General features: G+C 58.9%; 18 protein-coding genes and 1 riboswitch. Of the genes, 7 read left to right on the top strand and 11 right to left on the bottom strand.

Annotated elements, in window-relative coordinates:
• Positions 1-98: 98 nt before the first annotated feature.
• Both ACQE3E_RS02840 and ACQE3E_RS02835 read left to right on the top strand, forming a co-directional pair.
• Positions 99-2,435 carry a TonB-dependent receptor gene (locus ACQE3E_RS02840; protein ID WP_313729152.1) on the top strand — a complete coding sequence of 779 codons (2,337 nt, stop codon included), beginning with the start codon at positions 99-101 and terminating at the stop codon, positions 2,433-2,435.
• Entirely contained in the window at positions 2,435-3,574 is a 1,140-nt protein-coding gene (locus ACQE3E_RS02835) for a PepSY-associated TM helix domain-containing protein (protein WP_313729153.1), read from the top strand. The genes ACQE3E_RS02840 and ACQE3E_RS02835 overlap by 1 nt, the downstream gene beginning before the upstream one ends.
• 150 nt (positions 3,575-3,724) lie before the next feature.
• On the opposite strand, the gene ACQE3E_RS02830 is transcribed toward ACQE3E_RS02835, so the two are convergent.
• The 4 genes from ACQE3E_RS02830 to cysC form a co-directional block, all read right to left on the bottom strand.
• A complete protein-coding gene (locus ACQE3E_RS02830; protein ID WP_157198004.1) occupies positions 3,725-4,474 on the bottom strand; it encodes a hypothetical protein in 750 nt (249 codons plus the stop codon).
• Between the two features lie 192 nt (positions 4,475-4,666).
• A complete protein-coding gene (locus ACQE3E_RS02825; protein ID WP_313729154.1) occupies positions 4,667-7,009 on the bottom strand; it encodes a VanZ family protein in 2,343 nt (780 codons plus the stop codon).
• 19 nt (positions 7,010-7,028) lie between these two features.
• Positions 7,029-7,991, bottom strand: coding sequence for a DHHA1 domain-containing protein (locus ACQE3E_RS02820; protein ID WP_427501204.1), 963 nt, complete (start codon positions 7,989-7,991; stop codon positions 7,029-7,031).
• Positions 7,972-8,616, bottom strand: a complete 645-nt coding sequence (cysC, locus tag ACQE3E_RS02815; RefSeq protein WP_064031627.1) for an adenylyl-sulfate kinase — start codon at positions 8,614-8,616, stop codon at positions 7,972-7,974. Before cysC ends, ACQE3E_RS02820 begins: the two co-directional genes overlap by 20 nt.
• Positions 8,617-8,817: 201 nt before the next feature.
• Between cysC and ACQE3E_RS02810 the strand changes: the two genes are divergently transcribed.
• Both ACQE3E_RS02810 and ACQE3E_RS02805 read left to right on the top strand, forming a co-directional pair.
• Positions 8,818-9,942, top strand: a complete 1,125-nt coding sequence (locus tag ACQE3E_RS02810; RefSeq protein ID WP_427501203.1) for an aminotransferase class V-fold PLP-dependent enzyme — start codon at positions 8,818-8,820, stop codon at positions 9,940-9,942.
• A 16-nt stretch (positions 9,943-9,958) separates the two neighbouring features.
• On the top strand, positions 9,959-11,164 hold the full coding sequence (locus tag ACQE3E_RS02805; RefSeq protein ID WP_427501202.1) for an MFS transporter: 1,206 nt from the start codon (positions 9,959-9,961) through the stop codon (positions 11,162-11,164).
• Between the two features lie 9 nt (positions 11,165-11,173).
• Here ACQE3E_RS02805 and yfbR read toward each other — a convergent pair whose 3' ends face one another.
• The 3 genes from yfbR to metE form a co-directional block, all read right to left on the bottom strand.
• Complete coding sequence (gene yfbR / locus ACQE3E_RS02800) at positions 11,174-11,779, bottom strand: 5'-deoxynucleotidase (protein ID WP_427501201.1); 606 nt, start codon at positions 11,777-11,779, stop codon at positions 11,174-11,176.
• An 11-nt stretch (positions 11,780-11,790) separates the two neighbouring features.
• Positions 11,791-12,561 carry an ATP-binding protein gene (locus ACQE3E_RS02795; RefSeq protein ID WP_427501200.1) on the bottom strand — a complete coding sequence of 257 codons (771 nt, stop codon included), beginning with the start codon at positions 12,559-12,561 and terminating at the stop codon, positions 11,791-11,793.
• A 237-nt stretch (positions 12,562-12,798) separates the two neighbouring features.
• A complete protein-coding gene (gene metE / locus ACQE3E_RS02790) occupies positions 12,799-15,096 on the bottom strand; it encodes a 5-methyltetrahydropteroyltriglutamate--homocysteine S-methyltransferase (protein WP_313729157.1) in 2,298 nt (765 codons plus the stop codon).
• A gap of 107 nt (positions 15,097-15,203) precedes the next feature.
• Between metE and ACQE3E_RS02785 the strand changes: the two genes are divergently transcribed.
• Positions 15,204-16,088, top strand: a complete 885-nt coding sequence (locus ACQE3E_RS02785) for a LysR family transcriptional regulator (protein WP_313729158.1) — start codon at positions 15,204-15,206, stop codon at positions 16,086-16,088.
• Positions 16,089-16,185: 97 nt separating this feature from the next.
• Here ACQE3E_RS02785 and ACQE3E_RS02780 read toward each other — a convergent pair whose 3' ends face one another.
• From ACQE3E_RS02780 to vapB, 4 genes are all read right to left on the bottom strand, one after another.
• Positions 16,186-17,151: a GlxA family transcriptional regulator gene (locus ACQE3E_RS02780; protein ID WP_313729159.1), complete on the bottom strand. Its 966-nt coding sequence runs from the start codon at positions 17,149-17,151 to the stop codon at positions 16,186-16,188.
• 112 nt (positions 17,152-17,263) lie between these two features.
• The gene (locus ACQE3E_RS02775) at positions 17,264-18,031 is read right to left on the bottom strand and encodes a DJ-1/PfpI family protein (protein WP_313729160.1); all 768 of its coding nucleotides are present in this window, start codon (positions 18,029-18,031) and stop codon (positions 17,264-17,266) included.
• A 173-nt stretch (positions 18,032-18,204) separates the two neighbouring features.
• Positions 18,205-18,606 carry a type II toxin-antitoxin system tRNA(fMet)-specific endonuclease VapC gene (gene vapC, locus ACQE3E_RS02770; protein WP_313729161.1) on the bottom strand — a complete coding sequence of 134 codons (402 nt, stop codon included), beginning with the start codon at positions 18,604-18,606 and terminating at the stop codon, positions 18,205-18,207.
• 4 nt (positions 18,607-18,610) lie between these two features.
• Positions 18,611-18,844, bottom strand: coding sequence for a type II toxin-antitoxin system VapB family antitoxin (gene vapB, locus ACQE3E_RS02765; protein WP_064031281.1), 234 nt, complete (start codon positions 18,842-18,844; stop codon positions 18,611-18,613).
• A 239-nt stretch (positions 18,845-19,083) separates the two neighbouring features.
• Positions 19,084-19,297: riboswitch (cobalamin riboswitch) on the top strand.
• Positions 19,298-19,410: 113 nt separating this feature from the next.
• On the opposite strand from vapB, the gene ACQE3E_RS02760 reads away from it, so the two are divergent.
• Positions 19,411-22,302 carry a ribonucleoside-diphosphate reductase subunit alpha gene (locus tag ACQE3E_RS02760; RefSeq protein WP_313729162.1) on the top strand — a complete coding sequence of 964 codons (2,892 nt, stop codon included), beginning with the start codon at positions 19,411-19,413 and terminating at the stop codon, positions 22,300-22,302.
• Positions 22,299-23,444, top strand: a complete 1,146-nt coding sequence (locus ACQE3E_RS02755; RefSeq protein WP_313729163.1) for a ribonucleotide-diphosphate reductase subunit beta — start codon at positions 22,299-22,301, stop codon at positions 23,442-23,444. The genes ACQE3E_RS02760 and ACQE3E_RS02755 overlap by 4 nt, the downstream gene beginning before the upstream one ends.
• The last annotated feature ends 1 nt before the right edge of the window (position 23,445 follow it).

Here is a 23,445-nt window from a genome sequence, read left to right as displayed (position 1 = left end):
CTCTGCAAAAATAATTGTCCAGTTCGTCGGTTCCGGATCGTTATTAGGTATTAAGGCAAACACGATCTTGCCGCAATCCACGAAACCAGGAGATCAACATGAAGATAGGACTATGGGCGCCGGCCCAAGCGCGCCGGACCTTACCGTTGCTGGCATTGGCGTTGGCGGCCAGTTTCGAGACGCTAGCCGACAATGGCGCCAGCCGTTTCGACCTGCCGCCGCAAGCCTTGGCCGCGACGCTGGAACAATTAGCCAAATCCACCGGCACCAAGCTGATTTATGCCGACGCGGTCGTGCAAGGCCTGAGCGCCGAGGCTCTGCGCGGCCAATTCACGATCGGCCAAGCCTTGGAGAAAGTATTGTCGAAAAACGGCTTGCAATACGAAACGGTCGGCGACAGCATGATCGCCATCAAAAAAGCCCCACCACCCAAACCGAAAGCGGTCAACGACGATTCGATTTTCGAACTCGGCGCGGTCACGGTGAGCGACAACGAACAAAACGGCAAATTGACCAGCAAGGACATTGCCACCTCGGTGGACATCATGTACGCCGACAAAATTGCCGATCAAAACGTGTTGACGGCCTACGACTTGTTCCACCGCATGCCAGGCGTGCAGGTCACTCAATTCGGCCAAGGCATCACGACCGGAAAAATGTCGTTTCGCGGTTTTAACGGCGAAGGCCGGGTCAACGCAGTCAAGCTTTTGATCGACGGTATTCCGAGCAACACCAATAGCGGCGACACCTATTTCGTCGATTCATTGTTTCCGCTGGACATCGAGTCGATTGAAGTGGTCCGGGGCACCAACGACGCCCGCTACGGCCTGCACTCCTTCGCCGGCAACATCAGCATGAACACCACCACCGGCGGTAACTACGTCAAGGGCCGGGTCGGTTACGGCAGCTTCAATACCCACGACATCCAATCCGGACTTGGCTACGAAAAGGACGGCTTCTCGCAAAATTATCAGATTTCCTATCGCGCCAGCGAGGGCTACCGCGACCACAGCGATACCGACAAAAACAGTTTTTCCGGCAAATGGTTTTACACGCCGGACGATCAAAAATACAAAATAGGTCTGATCGCCCGCTGGAGCGAAGCCGGCGCTCAAGAACCGGGCTACATGACTTATCAGGAACAGTTGCTCAACCAAACCCAAACCTTCGCCCGAAATGCCACCGACGGCGGCAAACGCACCGTCGGCCAGGTCAGCACTCATTTGGACGTCAACCTCAGCCCGACCTTGTTCTGGTCGTCCAAGGTTTACGGCACCTTGTTCGACGACCAGCGCTACGTGACTTACGGCCCAGACGCAAAGCAGCAAGAACGCGACCGCGACGAAATCCAATACGGCGCGATGACCTCGCTGACCTACCATCCGGTCGTCAGTTGGCTGGACGACTTTTCATTGGAAACCGGATTCGACTTCCAACAGCAAGAAAATAAATACCTGCGTTATATAACCACTAGCCGAGTTCGCAACAGCGACGGTTTGCGTAATGACGAGAAGTGGGACTTCTTGAATTATGGCGGCTACATTCAGGCCGTGATCAAGCCATTCAAATGGTTAAAGCTGACGCCGGGCTACCGCGCCGACATCATCGACGGCAGCTTTTTCAATCACCGCGCTGGCTCGACCTACGGCGCCTATCCATTGAACGATTACGGCACTATTTCCCAGCCGAAAATCGGCGCGGTGATTACACCCATCGAAGGCTATAGCCTTTACGGAAACTGGGGACGCACATTTCAGGTAGGTTTGGGTCAAGCCACATTCATTCTGAATAGCAGCCAAAAGAATATTGGCCCTTCTTTGAACGACGGTTGGGAAGTGGGCATAAAACTAAAACCAGTGGATTGGGCCGAAGGCCGGGTCGCTTATTGGGCGCAAGACGCCAGCAACGAAATCAGCCGCAATCTGGCCAGCGTGGATTCGACGATGATCGGCGCCACCAAACGGCAGGGCGTGGACATTGAGATCAAGGTTTATCCGACCGACAAAGTTGGTGTTTGGGCCGCCTACTCGTTGCAGGAAGCCAAAGTCACCAATCCGCCAGCTGTTTCCAGTGCGATGCAATACGTCGCAGGCAATCAGGTGGTCAATACCCCGAATTACTTGTTTTCGGCCGGCATCGATTACCAAATCCTGCCGCAACTGCGTTCGTCGCTATGGACCAGCGGCCAGGGAGACTATTTCGTAGACCAGGCCAATGTCCGCGGCAAATACGGCGAATACGCCTTGCTGAACCTGGATTTGGGCTATCAGGTGACCAAGGAAGTGGAAGTGCAATTTCAGGCCAAGAACCTGGCAGACGTTCGCCGGGAATACGTTTGGTACGACGAAAGCTTCGGCGCCACCGCCCAACCGTTCTTCTCGCCAGGCGACGGCATTGCGTTCTACGGTGCCGTCAACGTCAAGTTTGATTATTGATGGCTTCGCGCACAGGCGGCACCCGCCGATTCTGGCGGGCGCTGCATCTTTACTTGGGACTCAATCTAGGTTTGTTGCTAACGCTGACCGGCATTACCGGCAGCGTGTTGGTGTTTTACCAGGAACTGGACCCCATCCTGGCGCCGGAGCTGCTCGCCAAACCCAGCGCCAACCCGCCGCTAAGCTGGGAAGCCACTTACCAGACTCTGCGCCGCGCCGAACCGGAACGGCCGCATGGCTGGCGACTGGAAAACCCCGAAAATCCGCTACGCGCCGTCACCGCTCGCTATTACAAACCCATCGAAACAGAACGGAAGTCGTTCGCGCCGCTGCTGGTCTCGGTGGATCGCTATACCGGTCAGGTCGTGCGACGCCATCTTTGGGGCGACAGCCTGACCACCTGGCTGTACGACTTACATTACGCCTTATTGCTGGACCGGCCGGGCAAGCTGGTGATGGCGGTCATCGGCGGCTTACTGCTGATCGCGCTAATCAGCGGCCTGGTGCTCTGGTGGCCGCATTCGGGCAAATGGCGAACAGCATTGACCTTGAAAAAACGCGCGAGCTCCGAACGCTTGATCTACGATCTGCATAAGCTGGCCGGCGTATACGGATGGCTCGTATTTGCGGTTTTGGCGATCACCGGCATCGCGTTGGAGATCCCCGAATACGTGAAGCCGTTGGTGATGCAGGCTGCGCCGATGCACGACCCGCCCAACCCGCGCTCCCGCCAATCCGGCGGCAAAACCATCGACGTGGATACCGCCGTGTCGGCGGGAATGGCGCGCTATCCGAACGCGACACTGGTCTGGATCGAAACGCCAAACGACGCGGCCGGCAGCTACCGCATCAATCTGCGCCAGCCCGGCGAGCCGGGCCGGCGCTTTCCGAAAACCAACGTCTGGATCGATCAATATAGCGGCGAGGTATTAGCGATGAACGCCCCCGAGAATTTTAGCGGCGGCGAATTATTCTGGAGTTGGCTGCATCCTCTGCACAGCGGCGAAGCCTTCGGCTTGCCCGGCCGCTTGTTAATTTTCGCGGCGGGGCCGCTTTGCGCGCTGCTCTACGCCACCGGCTTGGTTCGTTGGTTACAAAAACGCCGAAGCCGCCACCAGTTTAAACCGCGGGGCAGCTAACCGAAGTACCTTGAGTGCTCTTCAAGGCAAAACCGGCGGCGTGCGTAAGGCCGTTTAAGCCCGGCAAGCTATGAAACGCTAAAATCCGAGCCGCGACGGAACCGTACACCGAACTCGGCGGAACCTTCTAGCAGACACTGCCGAGTAAGCCTAGGCATTGCGCTGGCGCACTAAAAACCGGAATCCGCGAAACAGCAAACCGAGCGAAAACACCACTAGCGACAATAGCACGAAGTTCTTGATCGTAAAGAGTTTTATCAATCGCGCTACAAATCCGTCCTCGTTGATACCACCCTCGGCAACGCCGTTCGGATTTTGGCGAATATCCAAAACCGCTTTCCCCCCGGCGTGGGTTGGCGACAAAATCGGCACCGGTCCCAAATCCGTGGACACCTCCATCCTGTTTTCCAACTCGGAAACCCCGAGAAAAGCAAAGCGCTGGTCCAGCCCCCAGCGTTGCTGAGTATCCTGCATCCACTGCCTGAGGGCCTGATCGTATTCCGCCAAACGAGCATTGATACTTACGTCCAACGCTTTGATATCGAAATAAGTCCATAGCAAACGGCTATACGTTTCTTCGCCGATTTGACTTCGAATGTCGTTCAGCAACTGATCGTAAGCCGGCGCTTCAATCGCTAAGCCGTATACCTGTTGGAAGCGGTCATGGATGTCGCTTTGTCCTGGTAGCGAATTTTGCGCAACATGGCCGGTCATCAGCGCTTCCATTCTACGCTGCTCGACCAATAGCGCCTGAGTCATCGCCACTTGCGCCGAGAAATCCGCCGCAAACGGCTTACGCTCGACATTTACCGCCGGATTTTCGGCGGTGTTCGGTGTCTGTTCGACGCGACCGGTGCCGAGCTTGCTATCGGCGCCGGCCGTCGCCTCGGTAGTCGCCACCAAAACTCCGCCGCTCCTGGGCGCGCCGGCCCATGCCGGTTCTCCCCCGACCAACCAGACACATGCCGCCACGCAAGCCAAACGAGGCAGCCTGAAAGGACTGATCCGAAACAATGCCACGTCCGAGTTACCGCCCGGCATCGCGATGCGCCAAGCCGCCGGCAACCCATAATATCCAAACTCCAGTCAAAGCTATCTCCCGTTGAAGAGGTTCCGCCGCTTGGGCGGCGAATAATTCTGTTGAATGCGATCTCGGAACATTACCGCCATCGCATACTGCGCAAAAAAGCCGAGAGCCACGACGCCGGCATGCAGCGGATAAAACCGCCCGCGTAGCTCGGCTATCGGCGTCAAATGCGCTCGGTCGCTACTCAATAAAAACTGCAGCGTTGAAAAGACTTGATCGTATTTCAAGACGTACTGCTCGGTTCCCCAATTCACTAAGCGATATCCCACTTCGAACGACACCAGGAATGCCGCCAAAACCACCGAAAAGCGCTTAATCTTGAAAAATACCGCGCTAACCGCCAGCGACGAACTTAACCAACTCACCAAAAACCAATAAATTCCGATATTCAACACGGCCCAGGCGTAACCGCCATTCGGCAATAGCTCGGTCAGATTGTCGGTTGCGGCCCGATCGACGACGATCCAAAAACCAAGCGGCAACACCACGGCCGCCCACACGCCGCCGACGACGAACAACCTGGCGAAATGACCGGAGCGTGCCAACGGCAACAAGGCCAGATGGTTGCCGCCTTGCTGCAAAATCGAAAATACACCGAATAAGCCCAAAAACCGGACCGCCAATTCCAAGTCGGCGTTGACCGGCAAGATCGGCGAACCCACGATATCATGCAGGCTTTCCAACGGCAGGCACAGGCGAACCATCAGCCATGCTCCCAAACCGTGCAAAGCCAAAACCTTGGGACAAAAACCCATGCCGGCACCGCGTCCCAGCGCATTTAATAAAAACGCCAACGGACCGCCGAAGCACCAAAAAAACAACACTGTCAAACCGAAAGCGCTCAGCGCCGGAAAATCGGCGGAAAACCACTCCCGAACGTTGTACGGTGTGCCTGGATACTGGCTAACCCAGGTCAACGCGGCCCAAGTCACGCTTACCCCCAGCAACATCGGCCACCATCCGCCATTCGTGGACCTACCCTTCGCAGCGGCGTTCGGCGACTTGGCGAGAACCGACGGCGGGTCGCCAAGGACCAACCGCGAGTCTTCGTAAAATTCCGCCAATACCCGCCCAGTCACTAAAAACCCCAACAGACCGCCACCGATTTCCAGCAACAAGTCGGTCATATCGGAATTTTTGCCGGGGATAAACATCTGCCCGGATTCGACGACCAACGCGACGACGGCAATTGCCAATCCCGACACCCACCGGCGCGGCCGCTTCGCAAGCGCTACAAACATCACCCGGCAAAAGCCCCCAACCGGGACGAAAAATAGCAGTTTGTGGAATACCTCGGTGATGGCTCGGTATTCGGTGCCGTAGTAATACGCCCGCAAAGGTACGCTGAAAAACCGGCTCTCCCATCCGAGCAGCGCTTGACGCTCGAAACGAAAATCGTAGGGATACCAAAGGGTCGCGATCAGCAGCAAACCCCACGACACGTAGCCCAACCTCCCGTAAAGCGTTAAGCGACGCCCTAGCGTATCGCCATGCAATCCAGCCGCGGATTGCCAGCCGCGCCGGCCCAACAAACGCAGACCCAAACCGCCGCCGACCACCGCCAAGCCGATATCGGTCACATCGGTTACCCGGCTGTAAACAAACAGTTGGAAACCCTCTATCGCCAGAGCGGACCAGAACACCCGCCACAATATCTGGCGTGGCGTCATCGGGGTCAACTTCGCCCAAAGCCAAGGCACCGGCACCCAAAGCGCGACATCAGCCAAAATATCGTAGACATTCTTCAGCCAATCGCCAGTCAGACCGCCGAAAGGCAATAGGATGATTCGGTCCTCGTGCCACTTATGGTAGAACTCGACCGGACTGAGAGTCAGATCCAGCGGCAACACGCTATAACCGAATAAACCGGCCAAATAGAGTTGCAAATACGGAGTGACGCCTTGATGTCGAAGCTGCCATGCGACCAGCCAGCTCATCAATCGCTCGCCCCACCGCCACCAAGCGGCCAGCCCGACCGCCCCACCAAAGCTTTCCGCGACCACATCGTTGATCGACACGGTACGTGGCGGGAAGAAGACCTGGGTAAATTCGATGCCCAAGCACAATCCCAAGCCCGCCAGCCACACCAGCGGCGTCGCCACAATCCGGGCCGCCTGACTCCGCTGATAAGACCACCAGCCCAACCAGCCAAACGTCAGCGGCACGAACAACAAGATGTTGGCTACCCAGTCCGCTCGGGAAGCAATACCCAAGTCCAAATAGGGAATTTGTTGAAACCGCCGCCACCCCTGTCCAAAAGACAAGCCGTTATACTGCCACGGCACCAAACTGCCGTAGATCACAAAGACCGTGTATAAAACACAAGCCAGCAACAACCGATTTTTCACGGCAACACCGAAAGTCCGTTCATCGCAAATCAGAATAGCGTCGATTGAAGGTTTCCACGAACTCATCGAATCTATCGATAGCCAAATCGTCGATCCCGGCCGCCGCCTTACGGCCGCCGCCGCCGAAGCCGGCACATAATTCGTCGGCACCGGCCTTGTTGGTCAAAGGCGCGCGGACACTGACTTGGTAGCTGCCGCGAGCGTTGACACCGACGATCGCATGGGCACGCTCAGGCGCCCCGTTGGCCAAGGCGTTGGCCCACACGCCGCTGACGCGCCTGGCCCATTTTTGGTCCGGCAACACATAAACCGCGATCGCCTCGTTGCTAAACTCGGGCTCCAAACCCGCCGCGGCCGCCATATCGGCCGCGTATCCATCCAGCAATTGCCGATACAGTTCCGGCTGGTCGGCAACGAACTGGAACGGGGTCGCGTAAACGCTCAATCGTCGAAATAAATCGTCCGGGGCGACATTCAAATCTTCGAGACAACTGCCGTACGCGTTGTAATTAATGCAAATGCCAAGCTGGCGTAGCTCAAGCAATTGCCGTGCCGATAAACTCAGAGACTGGGCCGCCTCCGCCGCGCCGCTATCAAGATTGTCGCCGTACGCCCCTACCACCGCCCACGCGACGTGACGCCCAGCCAAATGCGCGTTCATCAGCAAACTGGTACAGCCGTCGGACGCGGTGTCGATGCGATGGCTAAAGCGGGGATGTATTGGTATTTCGCCGGCGAAATGATGGTCGATGTAAAATAACTCGACACCGCCCGCCAACAACTTCAACAGCGCCGCTCGATTGCGGTCCAGCGAAACGTCCAGCACCGTCACCCGATCGCCGGCACGCGCCGGCACGCGCTCCAGCAATGCGATGTCTCGCTTGATACCGGTTACCAAAATCGAGGGCTCGGGATAAGCCAGCCGCCATTGCAATAGCGCACAAATGCCGTCGGCATCGCCGTTAAAGACGTCGTATTGCATCGCCCGCCTCGTCGCGTTCGGCGGCAACCACGCCGCGCGCCGTCAAGACCCGCATGACCTGCTCCACGCAAGCCTTCAGCTCCGCCTGATCGGTATTCACGATCAATTCCGGGTGGTCCGGCGGCTGATAAGGCGACGAAATACCGGTGAAATGCGGGATTTGGCCTTGGCGCGCCTTTTGGTACAAGCCTTTGACGTCGCGACTCTCGCACACGTCCAGACTGCAGTTGCAATAAATCTCGATGAAATCGCCGTCGGCGACCAAGCGCCGCGCCAGTTCGCGCTCGGCGCGAAACGGCGAAATGAAGGCCGTCAACGTAATCACGCCGGCTTCCAGCATTAACTTGGCCAATTCGCCGACCCGTCGGATATTCTCGTGACGATCGGCATCGCTAAAGCCCAGATCGCCGCACAAGCCGTGCCTGACGTTATCGCCGTCCAGCACGAAGGTCAAACAACCCAGTTCGTGCAAACGCTCTTCGACCGCATGCGCCAAGGTGGATTTGCCTGCCCCCGACAATCCGGTAAACCAGAGTATCGCCGAGCGATGTCCGTTCAACGCTTCCCGCCGGGCGCGAGTCACGCTGGCTTGATGCCAGATCGTATTGCAGCTCTGCTGTTTCATGCCGTCCCTAACCGATTAAAAGGCTAAAGACTACTTGATTCGGCGCTCTCAAACAATTGCCCCAAAATGTCGCGGGCCAACGCCACCAGGCTTACGGCCGACGACCATTTTGGCATTCGCGCTCGCGACCGTTATGATAGCCGGGCCGGCCACGCGACGAGCCGGCCCACGCCCGCGCTCCCCGCAACTCGGAAACCTGAAATGAGACACCCCGAATTCCCGCTGATCGACGATCTGATTTACCTGAACCACGCCGCGGTCGCGCCGTGGCCGAAACGTACCAGCGCGGCGGTGATCGCCTTCGCCGAGCAAAACAGCCGCTACGGCTCGCACTTTTACCTGGACTGGCTGAAGAAACAAACCGAGCTGCGCGAGCAGTTCCGCGACTTGCTGAACGCGCCGTCCGCCGACGATGTCGCGCTGGTCAAAAACACCTCGGAGGCTCTGTCCTTCGTCGCCTACGGCCTTATTTGGCAAGCCGGCGACAACATCGTCTCCAGCAACCAGGAATTTCCGTCCAACCGATTGCCGTGGCAATCGCTGGCCGACCAAGGCGTCGAGTTCCGCGAGGCCGATATGCGCGACGGCGCGACGCCGGAAGACGCGTTGATCGCGCTGATCGACCGCCGGACCCGCTTGCTGGCGGTCAGCTCGATCCAGTTCGCCGACGGCCTGCGCCTGAATCTCGAACGACTGGGCGAGTTCTGTAAAAAACGCGATATCTTGTTTTGCGTCGATGCGATTCAAAGTCTGGGCGCGGTGCGATTCGACGTGCAAGCCTGCGGCGCCGATTTCGTGATGGCCGACGGCCACAAGTGGCTGTTCGGCCCGGAAGGTCTAGGTGTGTTCTACACCACGCCGGCCGCGCGCGACCGTCTCAAGCTGACGCAATACGGTTGGCACATGATGAAGGACACGCACAATTACGAAAACCGGCCGTGGGAAGTCCACCCCACCGCCCGCCGCTTCGAATGCGGCAGTCCGAATATGGTCGGGATTCATGCGCTGTCCGCCAGCTTGTCCTTGCTGCTGGAAACCGGCATGGCCACCATCGAATCTTTGGTGCTGGAACGCGCCGCCTATTTGCGCGAGCGAATCGGCGCCGATCCGAATTTGGTGTTGCTAGCCCCACCCGCCACGCCGTTGCAATCGGGCATCGTCACCTTTCAACACCGCCGCGCCGACAATGCCGCCCTGTACCGGCATTTGCAGCGCCATCAAGTGGTCTGCGCCCCGCGCGGCGGCGGGATACGCTTTTCCGCGCATTTTTATAATAGCTTGACCGAACTCGACCGGGCGCTGGACATCGCCGGCGCGGCGGCCTGAGCGGCGGCGAGATCCGATGTTGCGCAATTCCGCGTTTTTAAAACTGCTCGGCTTCCGCCTGCTGGTGGTACTGGCCTATCAAACCACGGCCACCGTGGTCGGCTGGCATCTTTACGAACTGACCCACGACACGCTGGCCCTGGGGCTAGTCGGTCTAGCGGAGGTGATTCCGTATTTTTGCTGTGCGTTGTTCGCCGGCTATGCGGTCGATCATTATTCGCGCCGCTGGTTCGGCGTGGCCGCCAGTCTGCTGCTGTGCCTGAACGGCCTGTTGCTGGTCGCCGTCGCGGCCGGCCGCATACCGGGTAGCGCGGAATCGTGGATTTACGCCGGTATCGCCGGCACCGGCGTGGCCCGCGCCTTCATAGGCCCGACTTACGGCGCCTTGTTCGCGGCGGTTTTGCCGCGCGAGCTTTACGCCCGAGCCGCCGGCCTGGGCAGCTCGGTGTTTCAGTTCGGTTTAGTGGCCGGCCCGGCGCTGGGCGGTTTGTTGATCGCGGCGGCCGGCAAGATCGCCGCCTACGGCGTGGCGGCAGGACTCGCACTGGCCGCGGCCTTGGCTTTATTGCTGCTGCGCATCCAGGCACGGCCGCCGGCCGCCGCGGCGCCGATCTTCGCCAGCATCGGCGAAGGCCTGCGCTTCGTGTTCGGCAACCAAATCGTACTGGGCGCGCAGGCGCTGGACATGTTTGCGGTGTTGTTCGGCGGCGCGATGGCGATGCTGCCGGCCTTTGTCCAGGACGTGTTTCACTACGGTCCGGAAGGCTTGGGCATCTTGCGGGCCGCGCCGGCGGCCGGCGCGGTATTGACCGGCCTGGCCCTGGCCCGCTTCCCGTTGGAGCGCAATGCCGGGCGCTGGCTGTTGGCGGCGGTGGCCGGCTTCGGCTTATGCATGATCGGTTTCGCGCTGGCGCCGCTGTTCTGGCTGGGCGCGGCGGCCCTGATGTTGTCCGGGGTTTGCGACGGCGTGTCGGTGGTGATGCGCAGCACCATCATGCAACTGGCAACGCCGGATGCGATGCGCGGCCGGGTCACCGCGATCAACGGCCTGTTCATCGGCTCGTCGAACGAACTAGGCGCGTTCGAGTCCGGCCTCGCCGCGCGTTGGCTGGGGCTGATTCCGTCGGTGATCTTCGGCGGCACGATGACGCTGCTGGTGGTCACCGCGACGGCTGGCCTGGCGCCGAAATTACGCAAACTGGATTTGAAACAACTCCAATAAGCCAGGCCGTCACCGGGTTTGCATCAGACCGTCCAACGTCAACCCGCAACTGGGCGCGAAGGCCCGCATGAAAAACACCACTTCCGGTTGTTGCAAGGCCTCGATATCTACCGCCAATTGCTTGGCGGCCAGCTCGAACTCGGCATTGCCGGCCTTCAATTCCGCCTGACATTTCAAATAGGCGGAAATCTTGTCGGCCGCCTTGACCAACTGCCGCTGCGCTTCCGGCAACAACGCCTGGCACAGCAGCGCTTGAAAGTCGCCGCGCAAGGCTTCCGGCAACAGGTTCAACAACTCTGTTTCGGCCTGCTGCTCGATGCGCCGATAGGCACCGAGAATTTCCGGAGAATGATATTTGATCGGCGTCGGCAAATCGCCGGTAATGACCTCGGTGACATCGTGGTAGAGCGCGGCGGCGGCGACCGCATTGGCATCCACGTCGCCGCCGAAGTAGCGGTTTTTGATCAAGGCCAGCGTATGCGCGATTACCGCCACTTCCCAGCTGTGTTCCATCACGTTTTCGGCATGGGCATTGCGTTTCAAGCCCCAACGTTTGATCCAACGCAGGCGCGACAAATACGCGTAGAAACTGCTGACGATGTCCGGAGCGGTCATGCCGGCCAAGCTCAATCGACGGGTCCGCGCCCGGCCCGGCTATTGTAAAACTGCTTGGCGGTGCGGCCGTTCTTGGCGGCGTGCAAATGGGCGAAATCCAGCGCGGCCTTGTGCAAAATCGCTCGGTCGCCGGGATAATCCGGAAAATAACTGTCGACGATGTCCAGATAGGTCTGGGTATGCTGCGGATAAAACGCCAAGCGCAGACCGAAGCGATCCGACAGCGAAATTTTTTCCTCGATGGCGTCCGAATAATGCACTTCGCCGTCGATCAAAAGCGTATCCAGATTGTCGCTCATCCGCTCGGGCAGCAAATGCCGGCGATTGGAGGTCGCGTAAAACTTGACGTTCTCCGGCGGCAGTTCGATAGAACCTTCCAGCACGCTTTTCAGCGGCTTGTAGAGCGTATCGCCGGCCTCGAACGACAAATCGTCGCAGTAGACGATAAAGCGCTGCGGATGCTCGCGAATTTCGTCGACGATTTCCGGCAAATACAGCAAATCTTGTTTATCCACTTCGATGACCCGCAATTCGCGGTCCTTGTACGCGTTCAATAAAGCCTTGACCAACGACGACTTACCGGTACCGCGCGCGCCCCACAACAAGGCGTTGTTGGCCGGTTGGCCGGCCAAAAAGCGCTCGGTGTTCGACACCAATTGGCGTTTTTGCTCGTCAATGCCGAACAACTGCTCCAGCCGAATCGGATCGATCTCCCGTACCGGCCGTAGATAAGCCTGGCGCTGACGCCAGATTGCCGCATAAGTTCTGTTCCAATCTATCATGTCGTTTTCCAAGTATGGCCGGCGGCGCCGACGTTGCGAACATCGGCGTTCGATTGTCTAATTTTTAGTCAATTTAACATCAGTGTAGCCGCGACAACAACTTAGCCGACTCGGTAACGGCTTGCCAACAGACTTATCCACAGCTTTTGTGAACAAGTCCTTAGTCATGTGGAAATCATCGATTCCATACTATGCCGACTATCCGTCCCAACGCGGTGCCATGCCGCGCCGGCCGGATCAGCCGGCACTCGCCAGCGGCACGGTATCGACTTCCCGGCGGGCCTGAGCCGCCGCGACGACCATCGCCGCCAGCGCCGGCCTTACTTCATGCCATTGCCGGGTTTTCAGACCGCAATCGGGATTGACCCACAGCCGCTCGGCCGGAATATGGCGGGCGGCCAGCGTCAACAGTTCCAACATTTGCGCGCTGTCGGGGATGTTAGGGCTGTGGATGTCGTAAACGCCGGGCCCAATATCGTTGGGATAGCGATACTCGCCGAAAGCGTCCAGCAAGGCCATATCCGAGCGCGACGTTTCGATGGTAATCACGTCGGCATCCAGCTCGGCGATCGCGGCGATGATGTCGTTGAATTCCGAATAACACATGTGGGTGTGAATTTGCGTTGCATCGCCGACGCCGCCGGCGCTGATTCGAAACGCCCGCGCCGCCCAATCCAGATAGTCCGGCCAATCGGCGCGGCGTAGCGGCAAACCTTCGCGAAAAGCCGGTTCGTCGATTTGAATCACCCGAATGCCGGCCTTTTCCAAATCGACCGCTTCGCCGCGAATGGCCAGCGCCAATTGATAGGCGGTTTGCGCCCTGGGCTGGTCGTCGCGAACGAAAGACCAGTTCAGCAATGTGACCGGCCCGGTCAACATGCCCTTGACCGGCTTGTCGGTCAAATATTGAGCGTATCGACTCCAGGCTACCGTCATCGGCTTGGGCCTGGAAACATCGGCGTAAATGATCGGCGGCTTGACGCAACGGGAACCGTAGGACTGCACCCAGCCATGCCCGGTAAACAGGAAGCCGTCCAATTGCTCGCCGAAATATTCGACCATGTCGTTGCGCTCCGGCTCGCCGTGCACCAGCACGTCCAGGCCCAGCGCCACTTGTTCGCGGATGCACTGTTTGATTTGACGCTCCATGAAAGCCCGGTAATCGGCATCGGCCAGCTCGCCACGCTTAAAGTCCAAGCGGGCCTTGCGAATTTCAGGGGTCTGCGGAAAAGACCCTATCGTCGTGGTAGGAAACAGCGGTAGATTCAGTTCGGCCTGCTGCGCGGCCCGCCGGATCGGGAACGGGCTGGCACGCCGGTCCAGATCGCCGGCCAGCCCGCTTGGGAGGCTCGCCGCGCCGCTACCCAAGCTCGCCGCGCGCTGCCGCGCCGCCACGGCCGCCAACGCCGCGTCCCATTCCGGTTGAGCGGCATCCACGCCTTCCGCCAACGCCAAACGCAGCAACTCCAATTCGGTCAATTTCTGTTTGGCAAAAGCTAGCCACGGTTTGACGGCTGGGTCCAGCCCGGTTTCGCGCTCCAGATCGATAGGCACATGCAACAGCGAGCAGGACGGCGCCAGCCACACGTCGCCCTGAAACGCCCGCCGCGCCCGATCGACAGTCGCCAACGCCGCCGCCAAATCGCAACGCCAAACGTTGCGGCCGTCTATCAAACCCAGTGACAGCACCTTGCCGCCGCCCAGCTCGGCCAGCGCGTCGAGTTGCCCGGCGCCGCGGGTCAGATCCAGATGCAAGCCGGCCACCGGCAACGCGCAAGCCAGGGCCGCGTTGTCGCCCAAGCCGCCGAAGTAGGTCGTCAGCAACAGCTTCGGCGCCGGCGCTTGCAGCTCTGCATAGGCCGTCGCTAACGCGGCGCGCCAGTCTTCCGGCAAGTCCAGCACCAAAATCGGTTCGTCGATCTGCACCCATTCCACCCCTTGCTCGGCCAATCCTTGCAGAATTTGCCGATACACCGGCAACACGCGCTCCAGCAGGCTCAGTTTGTCGAAATCGCCGACGCTTTTCGCCAGCCACAACCAGCTAAGCGGCCCGAGCAACACCGGTTTGGGTCGGTAACCCAAGGCCTGCAACTCGCGGGTTTCGTCTAACAAGCGCCGGCTGGACAATGCGAAAACCTGATCCCGGCTCAACTCCGGTACCAGATAGTGGTAATTGGTGTCGAACCACTTGGTCATGTCCAGCGCCCGGCAGCCGACGCCGTCGGCGCCTCGGCCGCGCGCCATCCGGAAATAGGTGTCGAAATCGACCTCGCCGCCGGCCCATTCAAAGCGCTGCGGCAGCGCGCCCAGCATCGCGCTGGTATCCAGTACGTGGTCATAGTAGGAAAAGTCGCCCACCGGCAGATAGTCCAATCCGCAACCGGCTTGCAAATGCCAATGTCTGACGCGCAGATCGGCGCCGACCGCGCGCAGTTGGTCGGCGTTGATTTCGCCGCGCCAATAGCGCTCCAACGCAAATTTCAGTTCGCGGCTCTTGCCGATCCGGGGAAAACCTAAATTGTGAATTTTAATCATCGATAAACGCCTATTGTTGAATGTTTTACAAGTCAGGCATTGTATTCAGGCATTTGAGTGACGATAATCGATGCTTTCTCACCAACTCATGAGATAAATTCATAATTATGGAATTGATTCACTTGCGCATCCTGCTGGCTTTGCAGCGCCACGGCACGCTCGGCGCGGCCGCCGAAACGCTGTTCCTGACCCAGTCGGCGTTGTCGCATCAAATCAAAAACCTGGAGCAACGCCTGGGCGTGACATTGTGGTACAAGCAAGGCCGTTCGCTGGTGTTGAGTCAAGCCGGCCGTTATTTGTCGGAAGTGGCCGAGTCGGTGATCGCCACCGTCGATTCGGCGGAAAACCACTTGGCCCAGTTGGCCCGGGGCAAAACCGGCAAACTCACCATCGGCATCGAATGCCACGCCTGCTACGAATGGTTCCGCAACATCCTGCAACCCTATTTGCGGGCTTGGCCGGATTTGACGGTGGAAGTCACCTCGCGCTACCGCTTCGAGTCGTTCGACGCCATTCGCCAATACAAACTGGATGCGGTGCTGACCTCCGACCCGATCGATAACGGCCTGCTGAGTTACCAGCCGCTGTTCGATTTCGAGTTAGTGTTGATCGTCGCCGACAGCCACCCGCTGGCCGGCCGCGCGGAAATAACGCCTGCCGGTCTGCGCGGCGAAACCGTGCTGACCTACCCGGTCGCTCGCGAGCGGCTGGACATGTTCCGCAAAGTGCTGCAACCGGCCGGCATCGAACCCGCCGCCCACATCCAGGTCGAGGAAACCGACATCATGCTGCAACTGGCCGCCGCCGGCCGCGGCGTTTGCCTGCTGCCGGAATGGCTGCTGGCCGACAAATCCGCCAAACTCGGCCTGACCGGTTTAAGTTTTGCCGGTCTACCCATCGCCAAGACCATGTACTTGGCTTGCCGACACGAGGATGCGGAATTGGAATATTTGCGCTGGCTGGTGGAACATGCCGGCGGAGTGGTGGGGTGAGGCGGACCAAACGTTGAAAGCCTTCCGCGGATACGAACCCTGGATGCGCTGGTTTGTATCGCAAAACACCACATTCATCCGATTGTGCTTCGCTACCTTAAGCGGGCTGCCCACCGCCCGATTTACGCGCGGCGCGCCGCAATTCTTGCGAAGTCCGTCCGAACACATTCAAGCAACTGCGGCACATTTTTTCCACGGAACCAAAACCCACATCCTTGGCGATTTGTTCGAGGGGCTCCAGCGTTTCTTCGATTCTGGGCCGCGCGACGTCTAGTCTAAGCCGCTCGATGGCTTTGGCCGGCGTCATGCCGGTCGCATTAAAAAAAGTCCGGCTAAATTGGCGGGGACTGATGCAAGCGACTTCGGCAAGGCGCTCGACCGATAACGATTCGCGCAAATGGTCGCGGGCATAACAAAGTACGTCCCTAACCCGCCCGGATGTTGGTGTGATATCCAGGATAGCCGAAAATTGCGATTGACCGCCCAAGCGGCGGTGGTAGACCACCATATCCTTGGCAACGCTTTTAGCGACCGAGGAACCGAAATCGTCCTCGATCAGCATCAAAGCCAGATCTATGCCGGCGGTCAATCCGGCCGCCGTCCAAATATTGCCTTCTTTGATGTAAATCCGGTCTATATCGACCAGCACTTTGGGATAGCATGATTGCAACAATCCCGCATAGCGCCAGTGCGTGGTCGCTCTGCGGCCATCCAGCAATCCGGCGGCGGCAAGCAGAAACGCCCCGGTGCATACGCTCACGACGCGATTACCCTGACGGGCGCTTTCCGAGAAGAAGTCCTTGGTTAAGGCGTTCAAACCGTAGACATGTGCCGTCGGGCCGCCAACGGCCACGATGGTCTGATTGTCGCCAACTTCGGCCAATCTTTCCGTCGCTATACTTAATCCGGCGCGGTCTTTAATCGCGCCACCCGTCACGGACACCACGCTAAATTGGTATTGGCCGCCGTAAAGTTCGTTGACCAAATTAAACGCCGAGCACGGACCGCTTAAATCGAGCAATTCGAATTCCGGATAGACGAAGAAAGTGATTTGTCGCTTCATTTAAGTTAGCCCGCTAGGAACTTACCTGTTACTGAATCGAGTTCATGCCGAAATGTGCAGAACAGCACCACCCGGGATATTAGTGGAACGGCACGGTTCGTTTTAGCTAGTGTCAGCCTTGTACCTGTCTCTGATAAGCCGCGACGGCCCCTTGGCTATACGCCTGAATCATATCGTCGATTAAATTCGAGTATTTCCCGGCGATCGCCTTGCCGGCATTTTCAAGCGTGCCAGGGCCAAGCGGCGGATGGGGGTCGTATTCGAGAACCAGGTTAGCCAATTCAGCGAATTCGCGTCCAAAAGCAACATCCACCACCATCAGCGCAGCTTCAAAACTACCAATGCTGGGTCTTGCGGTATACAGATTACCATCGACCACGACACTACCGCCGCTAGTTACGACTTCCGCCGCACCCAACTGATGCAGCAGCGACAGCGAATTCAGGCTCGTGGTCACGCGCTTGCCTTGCAAAAGACCGGCCGCGCCCAGTAAAACCACGCCATTGCAAACGCCGATCAGATATTTAGCCTCGCGGCCTTGCTTGGCCACAAACGCGATGACCTCTGGATCGTTAGTGGTTTCCGGCGCCAGCATCGGCACGGCCAGCACATCCAGCTTTTCCGGACAATCTGAAAACGTGGTGGTCGGTTGGGTCCACCAAGCCGGGAAACCTTCCACCAAATCGAGCGATTTCCACAGCAAATGGATTTCAGCCCCCGGACAGAAGCCGAAAACCGCCTGTATCCCGACCATATCCATCGGCAGGAACCCCGGCCCGATCACGATACCGACCCGAAACGGCCGGGTGCCGGACGGAGACATGGCTTGCGCGAAGCGTTGATAGGAAGGAAGTGGCTGCGATTGGTTTTTTTGCATCATCGTTTGATCTCCGAAAATGTTAAGGATGTTGGGGCAGCGCCGCCCATGCGCATGATGACAAATTCACCCTGGTGCCTAAATGACATAAAAACCGCAATTTAGGACATTTGTAACTGATGTTTGTGACCTTCAATCCAGTAGGATGCGTTAAACAAACCCTACTCAGTAAAAAATCACGCCAACCAATTCTCCATCAATAACCCCGGCACGCGTTCGAACTCCCGCAAGTTGTTGCTGACCAGTATCAAGCCATGGCTGCGGGCATGAGCGGCGATATGCAGGTCGTTGACGCCTATCGGCTGGCCGATCTTCTCCAACGCGGCGCGTATGCCGCCGTAATGCATCGCGGCGCCGTCGTTGTAAGGCAATACCTGTAAACGGCTGCAAAAGTCTTCTACCGTGGCAAGATTTCGCTCGGGAAATTGGCTTTTCTCGGCACCGTGGATTAATTCGGCCAGAGTCACGGCGGAAATCGCCATGCGGCCGTGATGCCGGTTGAAGGTCGCCAACACCTCGATCGGTCGCCGCTTAATCACATAGATGACGATGTTGGTGTCGAGCAGATATTTCAGCATGCGCTTAAAAACTCTCGCGCTCGCCTTGCTGCTGGCCAGGGCGTTCGTTTAGAAAATCGTCGCTGACGCTGGGACCGTCGAGAAAAAAACTGTCCCAGGCCGCGTCCGCAGGGGCAATGATGCGCTCCTGCCCGACGGCACGAACCTCAACTTTTTTGACGCTGTCGGGAAAGCGCATGTCGGCGGGCAGGCGCACGGCCTGACTGCGGTTGTTGGTAAATACGGTACTGGTCGTCATGGGCGCCTCCGGAATGCTATATACAAGCAATATATCCCCGCGTCCGTATCACGTCAATCAAGCCTTCGGAGTGTCTCGACAGATTCCAACGCAGCGTTCGCCAACCATCCGGCAGGACAGTCACCGAAGCGGGCGGCGGCCTGCCGGCATCGATTCCCAGGCACTATATACGGGAAATTACAATAAAATATTCACAATATATAGTGAATATCGCCTTGACAGATCGTTTTGCCCCGCCTAAACTCCCTCGCCAAGACGGTTCCCCCCGAAGGGGATTAAAAGGGAATCCGGTCGGCGCTTGCGTTTCTCGCATGATCGCCGGAAAGCCGGAGCTGCCCCCGCAACTGTAATCGGCGAGTCTTGGTTCAAGCATGTCACTGGACGCGAGTCCGGGAAGGCGAACCCAGGCGACGACCCGAGAGCCAGGAGACCTGCCCTCGAAACCTTTATCAACCGGGAGCGGGGTGTCTCCGAGGGCGATGGTCGATGTCGCGGATTGGGCCTTACCCGGTCGCGCGCCCACCGTTGCGGCTTTGCGCCTCCCCGCTGCCTTCGTGGAGAATCGCATGGACACCGCCACCGCCCGACCTATCACCAACACCTCCGGCACCGAAGCCGTTCATCACAGCCCACTACCCGCGCGCGATAGCGGCTTGGAAGTCATCCGCCGCGATAGCTCCGTGGTCGCCTTTCGGCCGGAAAAAATCGCCGTCGCCATCACCAAGGCCTTTTTGGCGGTCGAAGGCCAACACGGCGTGAATTCGGCGCGGATTCGCGAGCAGGTGACCGGGTTGACCGCCAACGTCGTCGAAGCGCTAGCCCGGCGCCTGCCCAGCGGCGGCACCGTGCCTATCGAGGATATTCAGGACCAGGTGGAATTGGCTTTAATGCGTTCAGGCGCCCACGACGTAGCCCGCGCCTATGTGCTGTACCGGGAGAAACACGCCGAGCAACGCGCTGCCCGGCAAGCCGGCGACAAACCCGCTCCCGCTTTGCACGTGGACGACGACGGCCAACGCCTGCCCTTGGACAGCGCCGGGTTCATCGCCTTGTGCCGCGAGGCCTGCGCCGGACTGAGCGATGTCGATGCCGAGACGGTCTGGACGCAAACCCAGCCCAATCTGTACGACGGCATGCCGCTGGCGGCTGTGCGCCAGGCCCTGGTGCTGGCCGCGCGGACCTTGATCGAAGCCGAACCCGATTACGGCAAGGTCGCCGCGCGCTTGCTATTGAGCAATCTGCGCCAGGAAGTACTGGGCATGGCGGCGACTCAAGCGGCGATGAGCGAACGCTACCCCGCCGATTTCGCGGCATTCATTGCGGCCGGCATCGCCGCCGAATTGCTGGACCCACGTCTGGCCGAATTCGACTTGGAAAAGCTGGGTCAGGCTCTACTGGCCGAACGCGATCTGCAATTCGACTATCTGGGCTTGCAAACCCTGTACGACCGCTATTTTCTACACGTCGACGGCCGCCGCATCGAATTGCCGCAGTGGTTTTTCATGCGGGTGGCGATGGGCTTGGCGCTAAACGAAATCGACCGCGAGGCGTGGGCGATCGAGTTTTACCGTCTACTGTCCAGCTTCGATTTCATGTGCTCGACGCCGACCTTGTTCAACAGCGGCACCCGCCACCCGCAACTGTCGTCGTGCTACCTGACCACGGTCTCCGACGACTTGGACGGCATTTATCAAGCCATCAAGGAAAACGCGCTGCTACAAAAATACGCCGGCGGCCTGGGCAACGACTGGACGCCGGTCCGGGCGCTGGGCAGCCGGATCAAGGGCACCAACGGCCACAGCCAGGGCGTGATTCCGTTTTTGAAAGTAGTCAACGATACCGCCGTCGCGGTCAATCAGGGCGGCAAGCGCAAGGGCGCGGTGTGTGCCTACCTGGAAAACTGGCATCTGGATTTCGAGGAATTTCTGGAGCTGCGCAAAAACACCGGCGACGATCGGCGCCGTTGCCACGACATGAACACCGCCGCCTGGGTATCGGACCTGTTCATGCAGCGGGTAAGAAATAACGGCGACTGGACCTTGTTTTCGCCGGTGGATACGCCGGACTTGCACGAGCTTTACGGCGCGGCCTTCGCAGAAGCTTACCGAGCCTACGAGGCCAAGACCGAGCGTGGCGAGATTAAATTGTTTAAACGCATCGGCGCGGTACAACTTTGGCGCAAGATGCTGACCGTGCTGTTCGAAACCGGCCAGCCGTGGATCACCTTCAAGGACGCCTGCAATCTGCGTTCGCCGCAGCAACACGCCGGGGTCATTCATAGCTCCAATCTGTGCACCGAAATCACGCTGAATACCTCGGTCGACGAAACCGCCGTTTGCAACTTGGGTTCGGTGAATCTGCCGGCGCATTTGGTGGAACGCGGCGGCGTCTGGCAATTGGACAACGACAAGCTGCGCCGCACCGTCGCCACCGCGATGCGGATGCTGGACAACGTCATCGACATCAACTATTACGCGACGGCCAAGGCCCGTAACGCCAACCTGCGCCACCGTCCGGTTGGGCTGGGCATGATGGGCTTCGCCGATTGTCTGCAGCGGATGGGGCTCGGTTACGCCAGCCCGGAAGCACTGATATTCGCCGACCGCTCGGCGGAAATGCTGTGCTATCACGCCTACCAAGCGTCGGCTGATTTAGCCGAGCAACGCGGCCGCTACAGCAGTTTTGGCGGCAGCTTGTGGCAACAAGGTTTGTTGCCGCCGGATACGCTGGACCGCTTAAGCGAAACGCGCGGCGACTTGGGCGTACCGGCCGGTGGACAGTTGGATTGGCAAGCCTTGCGCGAGCGCATCGGCCAAGTCGGCATGCGTAATTCCAACTGCATCGCGATTGCGCCGACCGCGACCATTGCCAACATTGTCGGCGTGTCGGCGACCATCGAGCCGATTTATCAAAATCTGTACGTCAAATCCAATCTGTCCGGCGAATTCACCGTGGTCAACGCCGCACTGGTCCGCGAGTTGAAGGCGCTGGGTTTGTGGGACGCGGTGATGGTGGCCGATTTGAAATATTTCGACGGCTCGCTGGCCGCCATCGAACGGGTGCCGGCCGACCTCAAGGCGCGTTACGCCACCGCCTTCGAAATCGATGCGGAATGGCTGATCGAAGCCGCCGCCCGCCGCCAGAAGTGGATAGACCAGTCGCAATCGTTAAATCTCTACGTCGCCGCGCCGACCGGCAGCAAACTGGACCGTTTGTACCGGCTAGCCTGGCAACGCGGCTTGAAGACCACTTACTATTTGCGCGGATTGGGGGCGACGGCGATGGAAAAAGCCGGCGGCACTAGCGATTACGGTTCCTATGCTTCGCGTGGAAACCCGGTGGAGGACGCTCCAGAGGCGGGAACCGCAGAGCGGTTAGAACTGCATTCCCACGCTGAGCGTGGGAACGATATAAAAGTCTGCTCGATCGCCGACCAGGATTGCGAGGCCTGCCAATGAAGGCCGGCTTAGCATTCGACGATTGGGATTTGCCGGTCGCGCCAGTAGACCAGGGTGAAGCATTTAAAGCTGGAGTAGCGGCGCCGGACCTGTCGGAAGCCGGTGCAGGACGCGAGGCGCTTCCAGGCGAATCGGCTTTACCTCCGGTCGATGCCGAACAAAAACGGGTGGTCAACGGCCAGGCCGACATCAACCAATTGGCGCCGTTCAAGTACCCGTGGGCCTGGTCGTTTTTCCTGAATGCCAACCGCAACCATTGGACGCCGTTGGAAATCTCGATGGCGCGGGACGTACACGATTATCAGCACAAACTGACGCCGGCCGAGCGCCATGTGTTCGAGAACGTGCTGGCTTACTTAACCACTTCCGACATTCTGGCGATGCGCAACATCGGCCTGGCGGTTATGGAAAAAATGACCGCGCCGGAATTGCAAATCTACCAGGCCCGGCAAGTTTACGAGGAAGCGCTGCACACTTGGACCTACCAGCATTGCATCGAAACCCTGGGGCTGGACCAGCGCGAAATCTATAACCGCTACCGGGTGGTGCCGGAAATTCAGGCCAAGATCGCGCTGGCCAACCGCCGCTTGCACGGCGTGCTGCAATCCGGCCGGCCGTTGACCGAACGCGACGCGCTGCACGAATTTGCGATGGCTTATCTGTTTTTCGCCGCCGTGTTCGAGGGTTGTTGGTTTTACAACGGCTTCAGCCCGGTGTTTGCGTTGCAGCGGCGCGGCCTGATGACCGGCGCCGCCGAGCAACTTCAATACATCATGCGCGACGAAGTGCTGCACTGCGCGTTCGGCATCCGCGTAGTGCGGCAACTATTAGATGAAGAAAACCTGGTCCTCGACGCCGATGCGCTCCGCCGAATGTGGGACGAAGCCGAAGCGGCGGAAGCAGATTACGCCGGCTACCTGCTACGCGAACCGATCCTGGGCTACAACGCCGGCTTGCATATCGAGCAATTCCGCTTTGTCGCCAATCGCCGCGCCCGGCAGCTTGGCCTCATCGAGCCTTTCCCCGGCGCCAAAAACGTCTTACCGTGGCTGGACGAACAGGCCAATCTACGCAAGGAGAAAAACTTTTTCGAAACTCGCGTCACCGAATACCAAAGCGGCGGCGCGTTGGCGTGGGACTGAA

Origin of the sequence: Methylomonas sp. MED-D, assembly GCF_050276835.1 — a bacterium.
Lineage (GTDB): Bacteria > Pseudomonadota > Gammaproteobacteria > Methylococcales > Methylomonadaceae > Methylomonas > Methylomonas koyamae_A.
Note: the sequence above shows the minus strand (reverse complement) of the source record. Positions and strands in the feature narration are given on the sequence as shown.

Bases quoted from the DNA above. Each gene is read 5' to 3' on its own strand.
- ACQE3E_RS02810 (WP_427501203.1), top strand. From the start codon at position 8,818: ATGAGACACCCCGAATTCCCGCTGATCGACGATCTGATTTACCTGAAC.
- vapC (WP_313729161.1), bottom strand. From the start codon at position 18,606: ATGCTGAAATATCTGCTCGACACCAACATCGTCATCTATGTGATTAAG.
- ACQE3E_RS02775 (WP_313729160.1), bottom strand. From the start codon at position 18,031: ATGATGCAAAAAAACCAATCGCAGCCACTTCCTTCCTATCAACGCTTC.
- ACQE3E_RS02780 (WP_313729159.1), bottom strand. From the start codon at position 17,151: ATGAAGCGACAAATCACTTTCTTCGTCTATCCGGAATTCGAATTGCTC.
- yfbR (WP_427501201.1), bottom strand. From the start codon at position 11,779: ATGACCGCTCCGGACATCGTCAGCAGTTTCTACGCGTATTTGTCGCGC.
- ACQE3E_RS02805 (WP_427501202.1), top strand. From the start codon at position 9,959: ATGTTGCGCAATTCCGCGTTTTTAAAACTGCTCGGCTTCCGCCTGCTG.
- ACQE3E_RS02795 (WP_427501200.1), bottom strand. From the start codon at position 12,561: ATGATAGATTGGAACAGAACTTATGCGGCAATCTGGCGTCAGCGCCAG.
- ACQE3E_RS02785 (WP_313729158.1), top strand. From the start codon at position 15,204: ATGGAATTGATTCACTTGCGCATCCTGCTGGCTTTGCAGCGCCACGGC.
- cysC (WP_064031627.1), bottom strand. From the start codon at position 8,616: ATGAAACAGCAGAGCTGCAATACGATCTGGCATCAAGCCAGCGTGACT.
- ACQE3E_RS02820 (WP_427501204.1), bottom strand. From the start codon at position 7,991: ATGCAATACGACGTCTTTAACGGCGATGCCGACGGCATTTGTGCGCTA.
- ACQE3E_RS02755 (WP_313729163.1), top strand. From the start codon at position 22,299: ATGAAGGCCGGCTTAGCATTCGACGATTGGGATTTGCCGGTCGCGCCA.
- ACQE3E_RS02760 (WP_313729162.1), top strand. From the start codon at position 19,411: ATGGACACCGCCACCGCCCGACCTATCACCAACACCTCCGGCACCGAA.
- ACQE3E_RS02835 (WP_313729153.1), top strand. From the start codon at position 2,435: ATGGCTTCGCGCACAGGCGGCACCCGCCGATTCTGGCGGGCGCTGCAT.
- metE (WP_313729157.1), bottom strand. From the start codon at position 15,096: ATGATTAAAATTCACAATTTAGGTTTTCCCCGGATCGGCAAGAGCCGC.
- ACQE3E_RS02840 (WP_313729152.1), top strand. From the start codon at position 99: ATGAAGATAGGACTATGGGCGCCGGCCCAAGCGCGCCGGACCTTACCG.
- vapB (WP_064031281.1), bottom strand. From the start codon at position 18,844: ATGACGACCAGTACCGTATTTACCAACAACCGCAGTCAGGCCGTGCGC.